This is a genomic window from Enterobacter sp. FB, assembly GCF_000805795.1.
Classification (GTDB): domain Bacteria; phylum Pseudomonadota; class Gammaproteobacteria; order Enterobacterales; family Enterobacteriaceae; genus Enterobacter; species Enterobacter roggenkampii.
In genome coordinates this window covers 2,566,374-2,583,882 of the sequence record NZ_JSZC01000013.1, presented here as the reverse complement: position 1 = coordinate 2,583,882, position 17,509 = coordinate 2,566,374, and the positions used below count along the sequence as shown (strand labels likewise).

General features: G+C 56.1%; 16 protein-coding genes. 8 read left to right on the top strand and 8 right to left on the bottom strand.

What is annotated here, in order from left to right; genetic code table 11:
- Position 1: 1 nt before the first annotated feature.
- The 4 genes from ppx to purM all read right to left on the bottom strand — a co-directional run bounded on the left by ppx (position 2) and on the right by purM (position 5,484).
- A complete protein-coding gene (gene ppx / locus PI91_RS19265) occupies positions 2 to 1,540 on the bottom strand; it encodes an exopolyphosphatase (RefSeq protein ID WP_008501646.1) in 1,539 nt (512 codons plus the stop codon).
- Between the two features lie 3 nt (positions 1,541 to 1,543).
- Positions 1,544 to 3,604 (bottom strand): polyphosphate kinase 1, encoded by a 2,061-nt coding sequence (gene ppk1 / locus PI91_RS19260; protein ID WP_008501645.1) that lies wholly within the window; start codon positions 3,602 to 3,604, stop codon positions 1,544 to 1,546.
- 204 nt (positions 3,605 to 3,808) lie between these two features.
- Positions 3,809 to 4,450, bottom strand: a complete 642-nt coding sequence (gene purN, locus PI91_RS19255; protein WP_023344654.1) for a phosphoribosylglycinamide formyltransferase — start codon at positions 4,448 to 4,450, stop codon at positions 3,809 to 3,811.
- Positions 4,447 to 5,484: a phosphoribosylformylglycinamidine cyclo-ligase gene (purM, locus tag PI91_RS19250; RefSeq protein ID WP_008501643.1), complete on the bottom strand. Its 1,038-nt coding sequence runs from the start codon at positions 5,482 to 5,484 to the stop codon at positions 4,447 to 4,449. The genes purN and purM overlap by 4 nt, the downstream gene beginning before the upstream one ends.
- A 266-nt stretch (positions 5,485 to 5,750) precedes the next feature.
- Here purM and PI91_RS19245 point away from each other — a divergent pair, with 266 nt between their 5' ends.
- From PI91_RS19245 to PI91_RS19230, 4 genes are all read left to right on the top strand, one after another.
- Positions 5,751 to 7,181: a 6-phospho-beta-glucosidase gene (locus PI91_RS19245; RefSeq protein ID WP_039266833.1), complete on the top strand. Its 1,431-nt coding sequence runs from the start codon at positions 5,751 to 5,753 to the stop codon at positions 7,179 to 7,181.
- Between the two features lie 215 nt (positions 7,182 to 7,396).
- A complete protein-coding gene (gene upp / locus PI91_RS19240; protein ID WP_008501641.1) occupies positions 7,397 to 8,023 on the top strand; it encodes a uracil phosphoribosyltransferase in 627 nt (208 codons plus the stop codon).
- An 86-nt stretch (positions 8,024 to 8,109) separates the two neighbouring features.
- Positions 8,110 to 9,399 (top strand): uracil permease, encoded by a 1,290-nt coding sequence (gene uraA, locus PI91_RS19235; RefSeq protein ID WP_023294266.1) that lies wholly within the window; start codon positions 8,110 to 8,112, stop codon positions 9,397 to 9,399.
- A 95-nt stretch (positions 9,400 to 9,494) separates the two neighbouring features.
- Positions 9,495 to 10,196, top strand: a complete 702-nt coding sequence (locus tag PI91_RS19230) for a DnaA inactivator Hda (protein ID WP_166792068.1) — start codon at positions 9,495 to 9,497, stop codon at positions 10,194 to 10,196.
- A gap of 84 nt (positions 10,197 to 10,280) precedes the next feature.
- Here PI91_RS19230 and arsC read toward each other — a convergent pair whose 3' ends face one another.
- Together arsC and bepA are read right to left on the bottom strand one after the other, a co-directional pair.
- Entirely contained in the window at positions 10,281 to 10,637 is a 357-nt protein-coding gene (gene arsC / locus PI91_RS19225) for an arsenate reductase (glutaredoxin) (protein WP_032652948.1), read from the bottom strand.
- An 18-nt stretch (positions 10,638 to 10,655) separates the two neighbouring features.
- On the bottom strand, positions 10,656 to 12,119 hold the full coding sequence (gene bepA, locus PI91_RS19220; RefSeq protein ID WP_021241809.1) for a beta-barrel assembly-enhancing protease: 1,464 nt from the start codon (positions 12,117 to 12,119) through the stop codon (positions 10,656 to 10,658).
- Between the two features lie 221 nt (positions 12,120 to 12,340).
- On the opposite strand from bepA, the gene PI91_RS19215 reads away from it, so the two are divergent.
- Positions 12,341 to 13,405 carry an AI-2E family transporter gene (locus tag PI91_RS19215; protein WP_008501636.1) on the top strand — a complete coding sequence of 355 codons (1,065 nt, stop codon included), beginning with the start codon at positions 12,341 to 12,343 and terminating at the stop codon, positions 13,403 to 13,405.
- Positions 13,406 to 13,488: 83 nt separating this feature from the next.
- Here PI91_RS19215 and bcp read toward each other — a convergent pair whose 3' ends face one another.
- Both bcp and PI91_RS19205 read right to left on the bottom strand, forming a co-directional pair.
- A complete protein-coding gene (gene bcp / locus PI91_RS19210) occupies positions 13,489 to 13,959 on the bottom strand; it encodes a thioredoxin-dependent thiol peroxidase (protein WP_008501635.1) in 471 nt (156 codons plus the stop codon).
- Positions 13,959 to 14,528, bottom strand: a complete 570-nt coding sequence (locus PI91_RS19205) for a glycine cleavage system transcriptional repressor (RefSeq protein WP_008501634.1) — start codon at positions 14,526 to 14,528, stop codon at positions 13,959 to 13,961. Before PI91_RS19205 ends, bcp begins: the two co-directional genes overlap by 1 nt.
- A 145-nt stretch (positions 14,529 to 14,673) precedes the next feature.
- Between PI91_RS19205 and dapA the strand changes: the two genes are divergently transcribed.
- The 3 genes from dapA (at position 14,674) to purC (ending at position 17,426) form a co-directional block, all read left to right on the top strand.
- Entirely contained in the window at positions 14,674 to 15,552 is an 879-nt protein-coding gene (gene dapA, locus PI91_RS19200) for a 4-hydroxy-tetrahydrodipicolinate synthase (RefSeq protein WP_008501633.1), read from the top strand.
- 16 nt (positions 15,553 to 15,568) lie between these two features.
- Positions 15,569 to 16,603: an outer membrane protein assembly factor BamC gene (gene bamC, locus PI91_RS19195; protein ID WP_021241807.1), complete on the top strand. Its 1,035-nt coding sequence runs from the start codon at positions 15,569 to 15,571 to the stop codon at positions 16,601 to 16,603.
- Positions 16,604 to 16,712: 109 nt separating this feature from the next.
- The gene (gene purC / locus PI91_RS19190; protein ID WP_008501631.1) at positions 16,713 to 17,426 is read left to right on the top strand and encodes a phosphoribosylaminoimidazolesuccinocarboxamide synthase; all 714 of its coding nucleotides are present in this window, start codon (positions 16,713 to 16,715) and stop codon (positions 17,424 to 17,426) included.
- Positions 17,427 to 17,509 lie beyond the last annotated feature (83 nt).

Genomic DNA, 17,509 nt, shown 5'->3' with positions numbered 1-17,509 from the left:
GTTACGCGGCGACGTCGGCGCTCTCTTCCTCGATTTTGAGCAGCCAGCCGGTGACCGCTTCCCAGTACTGCTGCTCCTTTTCCAGGTCCAGCAGGACCAGCGCGTTCTGGCTGAACCAGTCGTGCGGGAAGCTCAACGTCCAGTGATGGTCGTCGGTTTTCAGCTTCAGCGTGGGCGGCGTGGTGGTCGCCTGACGCTGGTTATTGAGCAGCACGCCAAGACGCAGGAGCTGAATCAGCGGCAGGAACTGCTTTTTCTTAAACAGCGTGAAGCGCGGCAGGTCGTCGAGCTTGATGGCTTTGCGGTGATAGCGCACCAGGGTCGCCATCATGGTTTGCTGCTCCTGGTTGAAGCCAGGCAGATCGCTGTTTTGCAAAATATAGGCCGAATGGCGGTGCATCCCGCTATGGTTGATGTTCAGACCCACCTCGTGCAGCATCGCGGCCCATTTCAGCAGCGCGGCAAGCTGCGGGTGCGCGAGCTTCGGATTCTGCTCTTCCCACTGTTCATACATCTGCACCGTGGTGTCCAGCACGCGCTTCGCCTGCTCGCGGTCGATGTTGTACTGGTTGGCCAGGCTTTGCGCGGTGCGGCTGCGAATATCCTGATGGCGGAAGCGGCCTTCCATTTCGTACAGCACGCCTTCGCGCAGCGCGCCGTCGGACAGGCGCAGCTCTTTAATGGCCAGCGCATCAAACACGCCGCAGAGAATGGCCAGTCCCGGCACGAAGACCGCCTTACGCTCGTCGGAAAGCCCCGGCAGGCTTAAGGCGTCAAAACTTTTATGCTTCAGCACTTCGTCGGTCAGCAGCGTCAGGCGTTCGGGCGTGATGAACCCATCTTTTTCACCCATTGCCAGCAGCACTTCATGCGCCGCCTTGATGGTGCCCGACGCGCCCAGCGCCACGTTCCAGCCCTGAATGCGGTACTGCCAGGCCAGGTTTTCCAGCTTCTGGACAGCCGCCATACGTGCACGCTGGAAGTTCTCGCGGGTGATGGTGCCGCCCGGGAAATACATCTGCGCGAAGCTGACGCAGCCCATACGGCGGCTTTCCACCAGGCGAGGCTCAAAGTCTTCGCCGATCACAAGCTCCGTAGAACCGCCGCCGATGTCGATCACCAGCTTGCGCCCTTTTTCCGGCTGGGTGTGCTCGACGCCCATGAAGATCAGACGCGCTTCCTCGTTACCGGAGATGATCTCAATCGGGTAGGGGATCACCTTTTCGGCCCGCTTGAGAAACTCTGGCGCGTTCAGCGCCTGGCGCAGGGTGTGGGTGCCCACGATGCATACGCTGGAGGGCGAGAAGCCCTGCAGGCGTTCAGCAAACAGCGACAGGCAGTTTAACCCGCGCTCCATCGCCTCTTCGCTGAGCATGCTGCGTTCATCAAGGCCATCCGCCAGGTGTACGCGCTGCTTCAGACGACCGATGATCTGCAGCGCGCCATCCACCTCACGGGCGATGACCATGTGGAAACTGTTAGAGCCAAGATCGACCGCGGCGAATTCCTGCGGGCGTGGGGTCTTATCATTTATCGGCATAGGTTAATCGGGTTGCTCGAGTGATTTGATATAGTCGTAAATCGCCAGTTGCGACCGCACTTTACGGCGGTTGCCGCGCGGTACATAGCGGTTACTGAGTTCTTTGTCGATATAGCGCGCCTTCACCGTATCGCTGAACAGGATCTCGATAATGTCGAGAATACGCTGTTTCAGACGCGGATCCAGCAGCGGGGTTGCAACTTCAATCCGGTAGTCAATATTGCGCGTCATCCAGTCTGCCGAAGAGAGATAGACCTGTTTGTCGCCTGCATTATCGAAAATATAGACCCGATCGTGTTCCAGGTAACGGTCAACAATGCTGATCACCCGAATATTGTCGCTGATGCCTTCCAGTTCCGGGATCAGCGAGCACATGCCGCGGATCAGCAGGTTAACCGGTACGCCAGAGCTGGACGCGGCGTACAGCCTGTCCACCAGTCCTTTGTCGACCAGATTGTTAAGCTTCAGGGTGATGCCGGACGACAGCCCTTTCTGGGCATTGGCAATCTCTTTATCAATCATATCGTACAGCAGACGGCGCGAGTTCTGCGGCGAGACCAGCAGATAGTCGAAGCTGACAGGGCGGTACGGGTTCTCAATGAAGTTAAAGACCCGGCGTACCTCGTTGGTGATGCGCGCATCGGCGGTCAGCAGCGAGTAGTCGGTATAAATACGGGCGGTTTTTTCGTTGAAGTTACCGGTGCCGATGTGAGCATAGCGCACCACGTCGTCGCCCTCTTTACGGGAGATCAGGAACAGCTTGGCGTGAATTTTCAGACCCGGCGCGGAGAAGATCACGTGCACGCCCGCTTCCGTCAGACGGCGCGCCCAGTGAATGTTCGCCTCTTCGTCGAAGCGCGCCTGCAGCTCAACCACCACGGTCACTTTTTTGCCGTTGTGCGCGGCGTGGATCATCGCATCGATGATGCGGGAATCTTTAGCCACGCGGTAGATGTTGATTTTGATCGCGAGCACGCTCGGGTCGAACGAGGCCTGACGCAGCAGCTCCAGCACGTGTTCAAACGTGTGATACGGATAGTAGAGCAGAACATCGCGCTCGCGAATGGCGTCGAACCCGTTGCGGAATTTATCAAACCACAGATGGCGCAGGCGCGGCAGCGGCTTGTTCACCAGATTGGCCTTGCCGACGTTCGGGAAGCCAATGAAGTCTTTAAAGTTGTGGTAACGGCCGCCCGGCACGATGGAGTCATAGCGCGAAATGGTCAGCTTCTCGCGCAGCATTTCTACCATGGCGTCCGGCATATCGCGCTGATAAACAAAGCGCACCGGCTCGGCCGTCAGGCGTTGTTTCAGGCTGGAGGACATTAGCTCCATCAGGCTGGCCTCCATCTCGTGCACCAGGTCATATTCGGCGTCACGGGTCATCTTCATCGAGTAGGCGTTTAACGCATCGTAATCGAAGAAGCCTTTGAAAATGTCGTCGAGACAGTAGCGCAGGATGTTGTCCAGCAGGATCATCGGCTTGCGTCTGCGCGGGGTTTCCGGCGGCAGGTTCACGAAGCGCGGGACCTTGTCGGACGGGATCTCCAGCAGCGCGTAGCGAATGGATTCACCGCGAATAATTTCTACGGCCAGATAGGTGTAGTCATCTTTCAGGAACTGCACCAGATCGGTTTCGCGGTTGATGAGAATCGGGGTAATGTGCTGGCGCAGGTACTGTTTAAAATAGTGGCGCAGCCAGTTTTGTTGGTTAACGGAAAGCTGACGTTCGTTAATCAGGAAGATTTGATTGCGCGCCATCTCCAGCAGCAGTTCGTTATACAGGCCGTCAAATTCCTGATCGGCTTTCAACACGCGGGACTGGATTTTGCCCAGCAGATGCCGCGAGTGAGAGTTTAAGCCCTGTTCTTCACTGATGATGATCCGTCTTTTCAGCTCGGCAAAGCGAACCTTGTAGAACTCATCCAGGTTGTTGGAATAGATGCCCAAAAAACGCATGCGTTCGATCAGCGGGTTACTTTTGTCAGCCGCTTCCTGGAGTACACGTTCGTTAAATGCTAACCAGCTTAGCTCTTTCTCGATATATAACTTTTCCTGACCCATTACAGCTCACACTCCAGTTCAATCACAGGACGTGGTAAATCCGTCTCGTCCTTATTATGGCGAGCATTTCCACGATATGTCCAACAGTGCCAGAAAAGTATGACAGTTATTTTTTTTGTTGGGGAATTTAGAAGGTTGGAGAAGGGAATATCGGGTAATGCAAGGTAGATGTCGGGTAAGCGCGGCGCCACCCGACATAACAAACTACTCTTCCGCCGCATGGCCCTGCGGGGGTAACTTCACGCCATCCAGCCAGGCAGCGCCGTCGCGCATTTCGAGACGCCCATCGACAAACCAGCTTACCACCAGCGGGTAAATGGCGTGTTCCTGGGTCTGCACGCGTTCGGTCACGTCTTCTTCGCTGTCGCCGGCAAAGACAGGGACTTTGGCCTGCAGGATCACCGGACCGCCGTCCAGCTCGTCGGTAACGAAATGCACGGAGGTGCCGTGCTCCTCATCGCCGTTTTCCAGAACCTGACGATGGGTGTGCAGGCCGGGATATTTCGGCAGAAGAGAAGGGTGAATATTCAGCAGACGTCCGGCGTAGTGCGCAACAAAAGCCGGACTCAGAATGCGCATATAGCCCGCCAGCACCACGACGTCTGGTGCGTAGGCATCAATCTCCTGAACCAGCTCGCGGTCAAAGGCTTCACGCCCGGCGAACTGGCTGGCTTCCAGCGCGTGCGCGGGAATGTTCGCTTCCCGCGCGCGCTCAAGGCCGAACGCGTCGGCCTTGTTGCTGAATACTGCCCGAATGGTGCCGTTAATTTTCTTCTGTTTACAGGCGTCTATGATGGCCTGCAAATTGCTTCCGTTGCCGGAAATGAGCACCACGATGTTTTTCATTCAATGACCACACGCTGTTCGGAATCGGAGGCTTTAATCGTACCGATTTTCCACGCGTTTTCACCTTTTTCGGTCAGCAGTTTAACCGCTTTATCCGCTTCGCTTGCCGGCAGGGCGATAACCATGCCCACGCCGCAGTTAAAGGTGCGGTACATTTCGTGAGAGCTCACGTTGCCTGCGGTCTGCAGCCAGTTAAACACGGCTGGCCACTGCCATGAGGATTCGTCGATTACGGCCTGGGTGTTGTCCGGCAGCACGCGCGGGATGTTTTCCCAGAAGCCGCCGCCGGTCAGGTGGGCGATAGCGTGCACGTCAACGTTCTCAATCAGTTCCAGCACGTTTTTCACGTAGATGCGGGTTGGTGCCAGCAGGTGGTCTGCCAGCGGTTTACCGTCAAGCTCGGTGGTCAGCGGGTCGCAGCCGCTCACTTCGAGAATTTTACGCACCAGAGAGTAGCCGTTGGAGTGTGGGCCGCTGGAAGCCAGCGCGATCAGCACGTCACCATCCGCCACTTTGCTGCCGTCGATAATTTCTGATTTTTCTACTACGCCGACGCAGAAGCCCGCGACGTCATAATCTTCGCCGTGATACATACCCGGCATTTCAGCGGTTTCGCCGCCGACCAGCGCACAGCCGGACTGCAGACAGCCTTCGGCGATACCGTTAATGACGCTGGCCGCGGTATCCACGTCCAGTTTGCCGGTCGCGTAGTAATCGAGGAAGAACAGCGGCTCTGCGCCCTGAACCACCAGGTCATTCACACACATCGCGACCAGATCGATACCGATCGTGTCGTGACGTTTTAAATCCATCGCCAGGCGCAGCTTGGTGCCTACACCGTCAGTACCCGAGACCAGAACAGGTTCACGATATTTTTGCGGCAGCGCGCACAGTGCGCCGAATCCACCCAGACCACCCATCACTTCCGGGCGGCGGGTTTTTTTCACCACACCTTTGATTCGGTCAACCAGCGCATTACCTGCGTCAATATCAACACCGGCATCTTTGTAGCTGAGAGAAGTTTTGTTGGTCACGGCTCAAGTCCCCACGCGATTGCATAGCTAGTAAGAAAAATCGGCGCAATTCTAACAGTCCAGGCAAACGTTTGCGAGCCTATTCTCGGTGCGGGGATCTTTTTTTCTCTCTGGCTTATGCAGGGCGACAAACTTGACTCTGTTCACGAAAATGAAACCGGTTTCGGCGTTCTGCTTGCAACGGCTATCCCCTTTGCACATCATCGAACTGAAACCGGTTTCTGTAATTGTTTTTGCAGAAAATAACGCAGAATGAGGGAAAGCAAATGTCAGGATTTAAAGCAGATTTTCTGTGGGGTGGTGCCGTTGCGGCGCATCAGCTTGAGGGCGGCTGGAAAGAGGGCGGCAAGGGGGTTAGCGTTGCCGATGTGATGACGGCGGGTGCGCACGGCGTACCGCGCGAAATCACCAACGGCGTGCTTGAGGGGAAAAATTACCCTAACCATGAAGCCATCGATTTCTACCACCGCTATAAAGAAGACATCAAACTCTTTGCCGAGATGGGGTTCAAATGCTTCCGTACCTCCATCGCCTGGACGCGTATCTTCCCGAAAGGTGACGAGCTTGAGCCGAACGAGGCCGGTCTGAAATTCTATGACGATCTGTTCGACGAGTGCCTGAAGTACGGCATCGAACCGGTGATTACGCTTTCCCACTTCGAGATGCCTTTCCACCTGGTCACGGAATACGGCGGCTGGCGCAACCGTAAGCTGATCGACTTCTTCGTTCGTTTTGCGAAAGTGGTTTTCCAGCGCTATCAGCATAAAGTCAAATACTGGATGACCTTTAACGAGATCAACAACCAGGCCAACTTCCATGAAGATTTTGCGCCGTTTACCAACTCCGGGCTGAAGTACGCGCCGGGTGAAGATCGTGAGCCGGTGATGTTCCAGGCCGCGCACTATGAACTGGTGGCCAGCGCCCTGGCGGTGAAGGCGGGGCGCGAGATTAACCCGTCCCTGCAGATCGGCTGCATGATTGCCATGTGCCCCATCTACCCGCTGACCTGCGCGCCGGACGACATGATGATGGCGATGAACGCCATGCACCGCCGCTACTGGTTCACCGACGTCCACGTGCGCGGCAAGTATCCGCAGCATCTGCTCAACTACTTTGAACGTCGCGGCTTCGCGCTGGATATCACCGAAGAAGATAAAGTCGCGCTGACGCAGGGCTGCGTGGATTACATCGGGTTTAGCTATTATATGTCCTTCGCCACCAAGGCGACGGCGGACAACCCGCAGCTGGACTATGACGAGAGCAAGAGCCTGGTCTCTAACCCGTACGTGCAGAAATCTGACTGGGGCTGGCAGATTGACCCGGTGGGGCTGCGCTACTCCCTCAACTGGTTCTGGGATCACTACCAGCTGCCGCTGTTTATCGTTGAAAACGGCTTTGGCGCAATCGACGTGCAGGAGAGCGACGGCACCGTGAACGACCAGTACCGAATTGACTACCTGGCCGCCCACATCCGCGAGATGAAAAAAGCGGTGGTGGAAGATGGCGTAGACCTGATGGGCTATACCCCGTGGGGCTGTATCGACCTCGTATCTGCCGGTACCGGTGAAATGAAAAAACGCTACGGCTTTATCTTTGTCGATAAAGACAATGAAGGCAACGGCACGCTGAACCGCAGCAAGAAAAAGTCGTTCGACTGGTATAAGCAGGTGATTGCGAGCAACGGCGATAAGCTGTAATTGTCGGGTGGCGCTAACGCTTACCCGACCTACACTACACGTAGGCCCGCGTAAGCGTAGCGCCACCGGGCAGAACCTCGCACTTAAGCCGGAGACCTGTCTCCGGTTTTTTGTCTTTGCTTGATCCCTGTCAAGCAACATGGGTATGGCGCAATCCGAAAAAAGCGGTATAATCCCGCGATTTTTTTGCGGATGCCATTCAGAGGAGAAAGAGAATGAAGATTGTGGAAGTGAAACACCCACTCGTTAAACACAAGTTGGGCCTGATGCGTGAGCATGACATCAGCACGAAGCGTTTTCGCGAACTGGCCTCTGAAGTCGGCAGCCTGCTGACTTACGAAGCGACCTCAGATCTGGAGACAGAAAAAGTCACCATCGAAGGCTGGAACGGCCCGGTGCAGGTTGAGCAGATCAAAGGTAAGAAAATTACCGTTGTGCCAATCCTGCGTGCCGGTCTCGGCATGATGGAAGGCGTGCTGGAGCATGTGCCAAGCGCGCGCATCAGCGTGGTGGGGATCTACCGTAACGAAGAAACCCTCGAGCCGGTTCCTTACTTCCAGAAGCTGGTGTCCAACATCGACGAGCGTATGGCGCTGGTGGTTGACCCCATGCTGGCAACCGGCGGTTCAATGATTGCCACTATCGACCTGCTGAAAAAAGCGGGCTGCAGCAGCATTAAAGTGCTGGTGCTGGTTGCGGCACCGGAAGGGATCGCGGCACTGGAAAAAGCGCACCCGGACGTTGAGCTGTATACCGCCTCTATCGACCAGGGCCTGAACGAGCACGGGTACATCATCCCGGGGCTCGGCGATGCCGGCGATAAGATCTTTGGTACGAAATAATCGAATAACGATAAATAAGCCGACTTTGATAGTCGGCTTTTTTTTGAATAAAACACCAACAACGATACTACTCAGAGGAAAACACTATGACGCGCCGTGCTATCGGGGTGAGTGAAAGACCGCCGCTTTTACAGACTATCCCGCTTAGTTTGCAGCACCTGTTCGCCATGTTTGGCGCAACCGTGCTGGTGCCAATCCTGTTCCACATTAACCCGGCAACCGTGCTGCTGTTCAACGGCATTGGTACGCTGCTGTATCTCTTTATCTGTAAAGGCAAAATCCCGGCGTATCTCGGGTCGAGCTTCGCCTTTATCTCTCCGGTGTTATTGTTGCTGCCGCTGGGTTATGAGGTCGCGCTGGGCGGCTTTATCATGTGTGGCGTGCTGTTCTGCCTGGTTTCCTTCATCGTGAAGAAAGCCGGTACCGGCTGGCTGGACGTGATGTTCCCCCCTGCGGCGATGGGCGCCATCGTGGCCGTCATCGGTCTTGAGCTGGCGGGCGTGGCGGCGAACATGGCCGGCCTGCTGCCAGCAGACGGCCAGTCGCCGGATTCCAAAACCATTATCATCTCGCTGGTGACGCTGGGCGTAACGGTCTTTGGCTCCGTGCTGTTCCGCGGCTTTATGGCGATTATCCCGATCCTGATCGGCGTGCTGGCGGGCTATGCGCTCTCCTTTATGATGGGCGTGGTGGATACCACCCCGATTGCGCAGGCGCACTGGTTCGCGCTGCCTACCTTCTATACGCCGCGCTTCGAATGGTTTGCGATTTTCACCATTCTGCCTGCGGCGCTGGTGGTGATTGCGGAGCACGTCGGCCACCTGGTGGTGACGGCGAACATTGTCAAACGTGACCTGATCCGCGACCCGGGCCTGCACCGTTCCATGTTTGCGAACGGTTTCTCCACCATCATCTCCGGTTTCTTTGGATCTACGCCAAACACCACCTACGGTGAAAATATCGGCGTGATGGCGATTACCCGCGTCTACAGTACCTGGGTTATCGGCGGCGCGGCGATCATCGCCATTCTGCTCTCCTGCGTCGGCAAGCTGGCGGCAGCGATTCAGATCATCCCGGTGCCGGTGATGGGCGGCGTGTCTCTGTTGCTGTACGGGGTCATCGGTGCCTCCGGTATTCGCGTGCTGATTGAATCCAAAGTGGATTACAGCAAAGCGCAGAACCTGATCCTGACGTCGGTGATCCTGATTATCGGCGTGAGCGGCGCGAAGGTGCACATCGGGGCGGCCGAGCTGAAAGGCATGGCGCTGGCGACCATCGTCGGCGTGGGCCTGAGCCTCATTTTCAAGCTGATCTCCGTGATCCGCCCGGAAGAGGTGGTGCTGGACGCTGACGAAAGCGAAAAAGCGTCACAGTGATCCTTTAACCGGGCGGACGATCCGCCCGGTTCTCTCCTTGCAGGTTCCGTGTTAAACTCCATGCCGATTTTATGTCAGATCTGGTTGAGGTACTTCTGAACGGACCGGCACAGCTCTCTCTGCCACTCTATCTCCCTGACGACGAAACGTTTGCAAGTTTCTGGCCGGGTGATAACCCCTCTTTACTGGCTGCACTGCAAAACGTGCTGCGTCAGGAACACAGCGGATACATCTATATCTGGTCACGCGAAGGTGCGGGGCGCAGCCATCTGCTGCATGCCGCCTGTGCGGAGCTTTCGGCGCGCGGTGATGCGGTAGGCTACGTGCCGCTGGATAAACGAACCTGGTTCGTGCCTGAGGTGCTGGAGGGGATGGAACATCTCTCCCTGGTCTGCATCGATAACATCGAATGCGTGGCGGGGGATGAGCCGTGGGAAATGGCGATCTTTAACCTCTACAACCGCATTCTGGAATCGGGCAAAACCCGGCTGCTGATCACCGGCGATCGCCCACCTCGACAGCTGAATCTGGGCCTGCCGGATCTGGCGTCTCGCCTGGACTGGGGACAAATCTACAAGCTCCAGCCGCTGTCGGATGAAGATAAGCTTCAGGCGCTACAGCTGCGTGCAAAGCAGCGTGGGTTTGAGCTGCCGGAAGACGTGGGCCGTTTCCTGCTGAAGCGGCTGGACCGCGAAATGCGCACGCTGTTCGACACGCTGGATCAGCTCGATCGCGCCTCGATTACCGCCCAGCGCAAGCTGACCATTCCGTTTGTGAAAGATATTCTGAAGCTATAGTTGTGCCGGGTGGCGGCTGCGCCTTACCCGGCCTACATATGGCACCCGTAGGCCCGGTAAGCGCAGCGCCACCGGGCGAAACCATCAGAGGATCTCAAGCACGTCTTCCGGCGGGCGTCCAATGCGCGCCTGGCCGTTCGCCACCACAATCGGGCGCTCAATCAGCTTTGGATTTTCAACCATCGCCTGTATCAGCCGCTCCTCGGAGAGACGGTCGTCATTCAGGTTAAGCGACGTATACAGATCTTCTTTCTTGCGCATCAGATCCCGTGCACTGCCCATGCCCAGCATATGCAGCAGCTGGCGGAGGGTTTGCGCGTCCGGTGGGGTGTCGAGGTACAGCACCACCTCCGGCTCCACGCCGTTAGACTTCAACAGGCTCAGGGTATCGCGGCTCTTGGAGCAGCGCGGGTTGTGATAAATTTTTACGGCGTCTGTCATGACGTGAATTCTCCTTGATTACATCTTCTCGTACGGCTTGAAGCGCTGCTGCAGGCCGCGAAGCTGATCGATACGCGCGTCGTATCGGGCCTGCTGGAGGCTGCCGAGTTTGACCTGCGAGCTGGCGCTGCTGAGCGCGGAAATGGCCTGATCGAGGCGGCCCACCAGGGCAAAGCCTTCGGCACGGGCCGCGAGCTCCTGGTCGCGGTTGCCAAGCTGGGCTTCCGCCTGAGCGAGCAGATCCCAGCCGTTTTGATCGTCTTTATTGTTAAAGGTGTAACGGTTCAGGATGGTCGCCGCTTCACCCGGCTGGCCGCCCTGCAGGTAAGCGTTCGCCAGGTTAAGCTGCAGCACCGGGTTGGTACGGACGTCTTTCGCCCCTTTCAGGCGGTTAATCGCATCGGCAGGCTTCTTCTGCCCCAGATCGATATCCGTCGACAGATCGAGGTACCACGGGTTGTTCGGGTCGGCAGCCAGAAGCGGTTGCAGCGCTTTACGCGCCTCGTCGTATTTGCTGGCTTCCATCGCCTGGAGCGCCTGACCATACTGCGCGGCGTTTTTCTCACGCACGTTGCCTTTCGCCAGGGCATCCAGCAGGTCGCTGGTGAGCTGGTTACGCCCGGAATTGTACATCCCCAGCGTTCTCACTTTCGCCATGTAGAAATCCTGCGAAGACTGGACCACAACCGGGCGCATCTGGTTGGCACGGTTACGCGCGTCCGACAGACGGCTCTCAGGCAGCGGGTGTGTGAGCAAAATTTCCGGTGGGCGGGAAGAATAACGCGCCTGATCGAGCAGTTTTTCGAGGAAGCTCGGCATGGCCTGCGGGTCAAAGCCTGAGCGCTGTAACACCTGGATGCCGATGCGGTCTGCTTCCTGCTCGTTTTGTTGGGTAAAGCTGATCATCCCCTGGCGCGTCCCGGCCAGCGTACCGGTCAGCGCCGCCATCCCGGCCTGCGGGCTGGCCATCGCCAGCAGAATGGAACCCAGTGCGCCCACCCAGGTGAGGGGAGCGTTACGTTTCTGGTCTTCCATCGCACGCGCCAGGTGCCGCTGGGTGACGTGCGAAATTTCGTGCGCCATGACCGAGGCCAGCTGGCTTTCGTTGTCCGAATAACGGAATAACGCCGAATGCAGCACCACGTTACCGCCAAAGAAGGCGAAGGCGTTGATTTCGTCATTATTGATTAAATAGAAATGGAAGGGGGTTTTTACCGAGTCGGCGTGTGCTACCAGACGCATGCCCAGCCCGTTTATGTACTGTACCAGCAAAGGGTCGTTAATCAGCGGGGCGCTGCCGCGCAGCTGGCGGACATAGTAGTCGCCCATTTGCATCTCTTGCCCAATAGAGAGCGTGCTTCCTGCCGTGGTGCCCATGTCCGGCAATGTATCGGACGAGTCAGCAAAAGCGGGCAACACCTGACCGACCGTCACCGCGGCAATCAGTGTTGCAACCAGTGTTTTTCTCAACTGCCTGAACATAACCACTGTCCTGTATGTTAGATGTGCTAGTTTGACCGATGAACCGGCATATCGTTCATCTCTGCTGCCATGGGAGTGTAGCCGTGTTGTAGCATGAAGAAAATCCCATTCATCAGGCTTTTGCGGATTGCGATCGGGATACAAAAAGCGAAAGTCTTTTTTGTGACAGTTAGATACAATTCACCGTCTCACTCCCGCCATTCGATTCAGGGAAGGGTTGTATGCTCGAAATGTTAATGCAGTGGTACCGGCGTCGGTTCAGCGACCCGGAAGCCATTGCTTTGTTGGTTATTCTGGTCGCCGGGTTCGGTATCCTGTTCTTCTTCAGCGGCCTGCTCGCCCCTCTGCTGGTAGCGATTGTGCTGGCGTACCTGCTGGAGTGGCCAACGGCGCGCCTGGAAAATATTGGGTGTTCCCGCCGCTGGGCGACCAGCATCGTGCTGGTGCTGTTTGTCGGCATCCTGCTGCTGATGGCCTTTGTGGTGATGCCGGTTGCCTGGCAACAGGGAATTAACCTGATCCGCGATATGCCCGGCATGCTGAATAAGCTTTCTGATTTCGCCGCCACGCTGCCGCGCCGTTATCCTGCGCTGATGGATGCCGGGATTATCGACGCGATGGCCGAAAATATGCGCGCCCGCATCATGACGATGGGCGATTCGGTGGTGAAGTACTCTCTGGCGTCCCTGGTCGGACTGCTGACGCTGGCGGTCTACCTCGTGCTGGTGCCGCTGATGGTCTTCTTCCTGGTGAAAGATAAAGACCAGATGCTCAACGCCGTACGCCGTATTCTGCCGCGCAACCGCGGGCTGGCGGGGCAGGTCTGGGAAGAGATGAACCAGCAGATCACCAACTACATTCGCGGCAAGGTGCTGGAGATGATTGTGGTGGGGGTCGCCACCTGGATTGGCTTCCTGATTTTCGGCCTGAACTACTCGCTGCTGCTGGCCGTGCTGGTCGGATTTTCGGTTTTGATCCCCTACATCGGCGCGTTTGTGGTGACCATTCCGGTGGTTGGCGTGGCGTTGTTCCAGTTTGGGCTGGGTACCGAGTTCTGGAGCTGCTTCGCGGTGTATCTGATTATTCAGGGGCTGGACGGTAACCTGCTTGTACCGGTGCTGTTCTCCGAAGCGGTGAACCTGCATCCGCTGGTGATTATCTTATCGGTGGTGATTTTCGGCGGGCTGTGGGGATTCTGGGGCGTGTTCTTCGCCATTCCGCTGGCGACGCTGATTAAAGCGGTCGTCCACGCGTGGCCGGATGTGCCGGCGGTAGAAGAGCAGTAAGTTTTGCCGGGTGGCGCTGCGCTTACCCGGCCTATTTATCCTTGTAGGTCGGGTAAGGCGAAGCCGCCACCCGACACTCACTTTCAGGCACTTTCTTTCAGCCAGTTCAACACCACGTCGTGGTGGTTGCTGGTTTTGAAGTCGTCAAACACGTGTTCAACTTTACCGTCGGCGTCAATCAGGAAGCTGATGCGGTGAATACCGTCGTAGGTTTTACCCATAAACGTCTTCTCGCCCCAGACGCCGAACTGCTCGCATACCTGATGATCTTCGTCAGAAAGCAACGTGAAGTTCAGCAGCTCTTTTTCAGCAAATCGTGACAGCTTTTCTGGTTTATCGGTGCTGATACCCAGCACTTCCACGCCGACTTTTTTCAACTCATCCATGTTATCGCGTAAGCCGCAGGCCTGTACGGTGCAGCCGGGGGTCATGGCTTTCGGGTAGAAATAGACCAGAACACGCTGTCCCTGGAAGTCGGTCAAATTTACTTGCTCGCCGTCTTGATCCGGTAAGCTAAATTTCGGTGCGATGTCACCGGCTTTCAGTGGATTCATTACTCAACTCCATCCTGTTCGTGCTGCGAATAATTGACGACGCTTATACTGCCCTGCGCGTTTAATTCTGTACAGAGGGCTTTGAACGCTTGCTCGATATTTGACGCATCCTGTGACGCAGGACTGTGCGCGGTAATTTGAATAAAGAGCGTGGGAACCGTGCTTGCGTCGCCCGGCTGTGTGCGGGAAACGAGCTCGGCGATGTTCATCTGATGGCTGTCAAACAGCGCGGTGAAGCGCTCAATCAGATGCGGAGAATCAGGCACTTCAACCTGCACCCAGACGGTAGCGGGCATGGCCGGGCGAGGGCGCGCGGTGGTGCGCTTCATGACGATCAGCAAATCCAGCTCGGCGCCTTTCAGCGGCAGGGTCGATTCAATCAACGTGATGGCGTTCCATGTCCCTGAAAGCAACATAATGAATGTGAACTCTTCGCCGAGCATGGCCAAACGGCTGTCTTCAATATTACAGCCGCAGCTGCTTACGTGGCGGGTGATGGTGTTCACGATACCCGGCCTGTCGGCACCCAGCGCAGTGATAACCAGGTAATGTTGTGATGAGGTTGTCAAACCTGTTCTTCCTTTGCATGGTTAAGTCTTCCTAAGGAAAGCATAAAAAAAACATGCATACAACCGCCTGAGGGCCTCAGGTCGCTTGCTTTTATTACAGTTCCAAACGTACCATTGAGACTCTTGTTCGCACAGAGGATGGCTCATGTTCACGGGAAGTATTGTCGCGCTTGTAACACCGATGGATGAAAAAGGTAACGTCTGCCGGTCTAGCATGAAGAAGCTGATTGATTACCATGTCGCCAATGGAACCTCGGCGATCGTTTCGGTAGGGACTACCGGTGAATCTGCAACGCTGAGCCACGACGAGCACGGCGATGTGGTTATGCTGACCCTGGAACTGGCTGACGGACGTATTCCGGTCATCGCGGGCACAGGCGCGAATGCCACCGCAGAAGCGATCAGCCTGACTAAACGTTTTAACGACAGCGGCATTGTCGGCTGTCTGACGGTGACCCCTTACTACAACCGTCCTACTCAGGAAGGTTTGTTCCAGCACTTCAAAGCCATCGCTGAACATACTGACTTGCCACAAATTCTGTATAATGTGCCGTCCCGTACCGGTTGCGATATGCTGCCGGAAACCGTTGGTCGTCTCTCGGAAGTCAAAAATATTATCGGTATTAAAGAGGCGACAGGGAACTTAAGCCGCGTTCATCAGATCAAAGAGCTGGTTTCAGACGACTTTATCCTGTTGAGCGGTGATGATGCGACCGCGCTGGACTTTATGCAGCTCGGTGGCCATGGCGTGATCTCCGTAACGGCAAACGTTGCGGCGCGCGATATGGCTGAAATGTGCAAACTGGCCGCGGCCGGTCACTTTGATGAAGCGCGTGTCATAAATCAGCGTCTGATGCCGCTGCACAATAAATTATTTGTCGAACCCAATCCGATCCCAGTGAAATGGGCATGTAAGGAGTTGGGGCTTGTAGCAACCGACACGCTGCGTCTGCCAATGACACCGATTACCGACCACGGTCGTGATATCGTCAGGGCAGCGCTGAAACATGCCGGTTTGCTGTAAAGTTTAGGGAGATTTGATGGCTTATTCAGTACAGAAGTCGCGCCTGGCGAAGGTTGCGAGTGTTTCGCTTGTTATGCTGCTCGCTGCCTGTAGTTCAGACTCGCGCTACAAGCGCCAGGTGAGCGGTGATGAATCCTATCTGGATGCGACCCCGCTTGCTGAACTTCACGCACCGGCTGGTATGATCCTGCCGATTCAGAACGGCGATTATAATATTCCCGTGACCAACGGCAGCGGCCTGGTCGGTAAAGCGCTTGATATTCGTCCACCAGCACAGCCTCTGGCGCTGGTGAGCGGGGCGCGTACCCAGTTCACCGGTGATACGGCGTCTCTGATGGTTGAGAGCGCGCGCGGTAGCACCCTGTGGCCGCAGGTTGTCAGCGTCATTCAGGCGAAGAACTACACCATCGATAAACGCGATGATGCCAGCCAGACGTTAACCACCGACTGGATCGAATGGAACCGTCTGGATGAAGACCAGCAGTACCGCGGTCGTTATCAAGTCTCCGTTAAACCACAGGGTTATCAGCAGGCGGTTAACGTTAAGCTGTTGAACCTGGAGCAGGCGGGTAAACCGGTTGCGGATGCCGCATCCCTGCAGCGTTACAGCACCGAAATGCTGAACGTGATTGCCGCAGGTCTGGATAAAAACGCGACCGATGCTGCCAACGCCGCGCAGAGCCGCAACGGTGTGACCTTCGATGTCCAGAGCGGCGCGGATGACACCGGCCTGCCAATGCTGGTGGTGCGTGCACCGTTTAACCAGACCTGGCAGCGTCTGCCAGCGACGCTGGAAAAAGTGGGCATGAAAGTGACCGACAGCACCCGCTCAACCGGCAGCATAACGGCAACCTATAAGCCGCTCTCCGACAGCGCGTGGCAGGAACTGGGCGCGAAAGATCCTCAGCTTGCCTCCGGTGACTACAAGATTCAGGTCGGTGACCTTGATAACCGCAGTAGCCTGCAGTTTATCGATCCAAAAGGTCACACGCTGACCCAGTCGCAGAACGATGCGCTGGTCGCTGTCTTCCAGGCAGCATTCAGCAAATAAATACGAGGGCTGGTGAATCCAGCCCTTTTTATTTTCGTGCTACGCAAACGTGTGCGTGGCATAATATCCCCAGTTTTGAACACAAATCATCACACCAGGAGTAATGAAGATGCAGAAGCAAGCTGAGTTGTATCGTGGCAAAGCGAAGACCGTATACAGCACGGAAAACCCGGATCTGTTGGTGCTCGAGTTCCGCAATGATACGTCAGCAGGGGATGGCGCGCGCATTGAGCAGTTCGATCGTAAAGGCATGGTGAACAACAAGTTCAACCACTTCATTATGACCAAACTGGCCGAAGCGGGTATCCCGACTCAGATGGAAGCGTTGCTGTCCGATACGGAATGTCTGGTGAAAAAACTGGATATGGTTCCGGTTGAGTGCGTTATTCGTAACCGTGCTGCGGGCTCCCTGGTGAAGCGTCTGGGCATTGAAGAAGGTATCGAACTGAATCCACCGCTGTTCGATCTGTTCCTGAAAAACGACGCCATGCACGACCCGATGGTCAATGATTCCTACTGCGAAACCTTCGGCTGGGTGAACAAAGAGAACCTGGCGCGCATGAAAGAGCTGACCTACAAAGCCAACGACGTGCTGAAAAAATTGTTTGATGACGCGGGCCTGATCCTCGTCGACTTCAAGCTGGAGTTTGGTCTGTTCAAAGGCGAAGTGGTGCTGGGCGATGAGTTCTCACCGGACGGTAGCCGCCTGTGGGACAAAGAAACCCTGGATAAAATGGACAAAGACCGTTTCCGTCAGAGCCTGGGTGGCCTGATTGAAGCGTACGAAGCGGTTGCTCACCGTTTAGGCGTTAAGCTCGACTAACTCCCTCACTTGCCAAAGGATGTTCGCATCCTTTGGCGTCTTACCTTTGTTTCCTATGGTAATCTTGCCGTTAACCGCCTACG

Coding starts and splice junctions, on each gene's coding strand:
- uraA (WP_023294266.1), top strand. CDS start 8,110: ATGACGCGCCGTGCTATCGGGGTGAGTGAAAGACCGCCGCTTTTACAG.
- ppk1 (WP_008501645.1), bottom strand. CDS start 3,604: ATGGGTCAGGAAAAGTTATATATCGAGAAAGAGCTAAGCTGGTTAGCA.
- bcp (WP_008501635.1), bottom strand. CDS start 13,959: ATGAATCCACTGAAAGCCGGTGACATCGCACCGAAATTTAGCTTACCG.
- bepA (WP_021241809.1), bottom strand. CDS start 12,119: ATGTTCAGGCAGTTGAGAAAAACACTGGTTGCAACACTGATTGCCGCG.
- arsC (WP_032652948.1), bottom strand. CDS start 10,637: ATGACAGACGCCGTAAAAATTTATCACAACCCGCGCTGCTCCAAGAGC.
- upp (WP_008501641.1), top strand. CDS start 7,397: ATGAAGATTGTGGAAGTGAAACACCCACTCGTTAAACACAAGTTGGGC.
- ppx (WP_008501646.1), bottom strand. CDS start 1,540: ATGCCGATAAATGATAAGACCCCACGCCCGCAGGAATTCGCCGCGGTC.
- PI91_RS19215 (WP_008501636.1), top strand. CDS start 12,341: ATGCTCGAAATGTTAATGCAGTGGTACCGGCGTCGGTTCAGCGACCCG.
- purN (WP_023344654.1), bottom strand. CDS start 4,450: ATGAAAAACATCGTGGTGCTCATTTCCGGCAACGGAAGCAATTTGCAG.
- PI91_RS19245 (WP_039266833.1), top strand. CDS start 5,751: ATGTCAGGATTTAAAGCAGATTTTCTGTGGGGTGGTGCCGTTGCGGCG.
- dapA (WP_008501633.1), top strand. CDS start 14,674: ATGTTCACGGGAAGTATTGTCGCGCTTGTAACACCGATGGATGAAAAA.
- purC (WP_008501631.1), top strand. CDS start 16,713: ATGCAGAAGCAAGCTGAGTTGTATCGTGGCAAAGCGAAGACCGTATAC.
- bamC (WP_021241807.1), top strand. CDS start 15,569: ATGGCTTATTCAGTACAGAAGTCGCGCCTGGCGAAGGTTGCGAGTGTT.